At 64.5% G+C, this 2,784-nt stretch carries 3 protein-coding genes; 2 read left to right on the plus strand and 1 reads right to left on the minus strand.

Going from position 1 to position 2,784, the window contains the following annotated elements; all coding sequences use genetic code 11:
• Positions 1-762 (plus strand): FGGY-family carbohydrate kinase (locus E5W70_RS29180; protein ID WP_292664757.1); only part of this gene is annotated, 762 nt, incomplete at its 5' end.
• Between the two features lie 197 nt (positions 763-959).
• Here E5W70_RS29180 and E5W70_RS29185 read toward each other — a convergent pair.
• Entirely contained in the window at positions 960-1,322 is a 363-nt protein-coding gene (locus E5W70_RS29185) for a nuclear transport factor 2 family protein (protein WP_292664758.1), read from the minus strand.
• Positions 1,323-1,432: 110 nt separating this feature from the next.
• Between E5W70_RS29185 and xylA the strand changes: the two genes are divergently transcribed.
• Positions 1,433-2,758 (plus strand): xylose isomerase, encoded by a 1,326-nt coding sequence (xylA, locus tag E5W70_RS29190; RefSeq protein WP_292664759.1) that lies wholly within the window; start codon positions 1,433-1,435, stop codon positions 2,756-2,758.
• Positions 2,759-2,784: the final 26 nt, after the last annotated feature.

A 2,784-nucleotide genomic window follows, 5' to 3' on the forward strand; every position in this document is an offset into this window, starting at 1 on the left:
CTGGCCGGCGCCGACCGTGCCCATGCCGCAGGCCGAGGCCGCGTTGTCGCCGGCCAGGCGTTCGTCTCGCTCGGCACGTCGGGCGTGCTTTTTGCCGCCAACGCCTCCTATCTGCCCAATCCGGAAAGCGCCGTGCACACCTTCTGCCACGCACTGCCCGGCACCTGGCACCAGATGGGCGTCATCCTGTCGGCAACCGATTCACTCAACTGGCTGTCGGCAATCGCGGGAAAAAGCGCCGGCGAACTGACCGCCGAACTCGGCGATGCGCTGCAGGCGCCGACCGGCGTCTCCTTCCTGCCCTATCTCTCGGGCGAACGGACGCCGCACAATGATTCCGCCATTCGCGGCGCCTTTACCGGGCTTGCACACGAATCCGGCCGCGTGGCGCTGACCCAGGCCGTGCTCGAAGGCGTCGCCTTCGCCTTCCGCGACAGCCTCGAAGCCCTGGCCAAGGCCGGCACGACGCTGACCCGGGTGACGGCGATCGGCGGCGGCTCGCGTTCGCGCTACTGGCTGAAGGCTATCGCCACAGCGCTTGGCCTGCCCATCGATATTCCAGCCGACGGCGATTTCGGCGCCGCCTTTGGCGCCGCCCGGCTTGGCCTGATCGCGGCGACCGGCGCCGATCCGCGCGCCGTGTGCACGGCGCCGGCGACGGACACCACGGTCGAGCCGGTCGCCGCCCTCGGCGATGCCTATGCGGATGCTTATCAGCGCTACCGGGCGCTTTATCCGGCGATCAGGGCTGTAACCGCGTGAGCGAGCGCGAGGCACCCCCCTCTGCCCTGCCGGGCATCTCCCCCTCAAGGGGGGAGATTGGCAGCTCCGGCGCCCCGCTCAGTCCTGCAACGCTGGAGAGTAGCGAAAGCCGGCGCGACACCCGATCTCCCCCCTTGAGGGGGAGATGGCCGGCAGGCCAGAGGGGGGTGCCTGGCACCTACCTCGCCGGGGCGGCTTTATTGTGCCGGCACCTTGTCGAGAAAGCCGGTGACGCTTTTCAGCCGGCCATTTTCGATGACGCCGATATCGGTGCCTTCGATGACGGACTCGGTGCCGTCCGGTCCGAGATTCCACGAGAAGCGGATGGTATCGGCAAAGCCGTCCGGCTTGCCTTTCAGCGAGAACCTGAAGCCGGCAAAGCGCTGTTGCACGCCGTCGATCAGCGCCGCGATGCCGTCATGGCCGTCGCCCTGCATGATCGGATCGCGGTAGCCGACGTCCTCGGTGAAGGTCGCCTCGAGCAAGGCTTTCCTGCGCGCGGCGTCGCTCTCGTTCCAGGCGGCGATGTAGTTTTCGGCAATGGTGTTGAGGTCGGTCATGGTCTGTCTCCTTCGTTGAGTGGCTTTGACATGAGCCTTTTCGACCAGCGCCAGCGCAAAACCAATTACGCCTGAGGTAATCAGGCCGAACCATGCGAGAGGAAAAGAACATGAGCAGCGGTTTTTTCGGCGACATCCAACAGATCAAATACGAGGGACCGGATTCGACCAATCCGCTGGCCTACCGGTTCTACAATCCCGACGAGATTGTCGCCGGCAAGCGGCTTGAAGACCATCTGCGCTTTGCCGTCGCCTATTGGCATTCCTTTGCCTGGCCGGGCGGCGATCCGTTCGGCGGCCAGACGTTTGAGCGGCCGTGGTTTCCGAAGGCCGGCGGCACCGACACGATGGAGTTGGCCAAGCTCAAGGCCGACGTCGCCTTCGAGATGTTTTCGTTGCTGGGCGCGCCTTATTTCTGCTTCCACGATGCCGATGTGCGGCCGGAGGGCCGGGACTTTTCCGAAAGTGCGGCGCGGCTCGACGAGATCGCCGATTATTTCTCCGAAAAGATGAAGCAGACCGGCGTCAAGCTGTTGTGGGGCACGGCCAACCTGTTTTCCAACCGCCGCTTCATGTCGGGCGCCGCCACCAATCCCGATCCGGATGTCTTTGCCTATTCGGCGGCGACGGTGAAACACTGCATCGACGTCACCAAGCGGCTGAACGGCGAGAACTACGTGCTGTGGGGCGGCCGCGAGGGCTATGAGACGCTGCTCAACACCGACCTTGGCCGCGAGCAGGAACAGGCCGGCCGCTTTCTCAATCTGGTCGTCGACTACAAGCACAGGATCGGCTTCGAAGGCACCATCCTGATCGAGCCGAAGCCGCAGGAGCCAACCAAGCACCAATACGATTACGACGTCGCCACCGTCTATGGCTTCCTCAAGCGTTTCGGACTGGAGAATGAGGTCAAGCTCAACATCGAGCAGGGCCACGCCATCCTGGCCGGCCATTCGTTCGAGCATGAACTGGCGCTGGCCAATGCGCTCGGCATTTTCGGCTCGATCGACATGAACCGCAACGACTACCAGTCGGGCTGGGACACCGACCAGTTCCCCAACAATGTACCGGAGATGGCACTGGCCTACTACCAGGTGCTGCAGGCCGGCGGCTTCAAGACCGGCGGCACCAATTTCGACGCCAAGCTCAGGCGCCAGTCGCTCGATCCGCAGGATCTGCTGATCGGCCATATCGGCGGCATGGATTGCTGCGCTCGCGGCCTCAAGGCGGCAGCGCGCATGGTCGAGGACAAGGCGCTGTCCGCCCCGCTCGCCGAGCGCTATGCCGGCTGGGATTCGGCCGAGGCCAAGGCGATGCTTGCCGGCAAGCGCACGCTGGAGCAAATCGCCGAGCGCGTCGTCAAGGAGAAGATCGAGCCGCAGCCCAGATCCGGCCGCCAGGAACTGCTCGAAAACATCGTCAACCGGTACGTCTGAGGTGTCGCACCGGCGGGTCTTTTGAC

Origin of the sequence: Mesorhizobium sp., from assembly GCF_005063415.1 — a bacterium.
GTDB lineage: Bacteria > Pseudomonadota > Alphaproteobacteria > Rhizobiales > Rhizobiaceae > Mesorhizobium.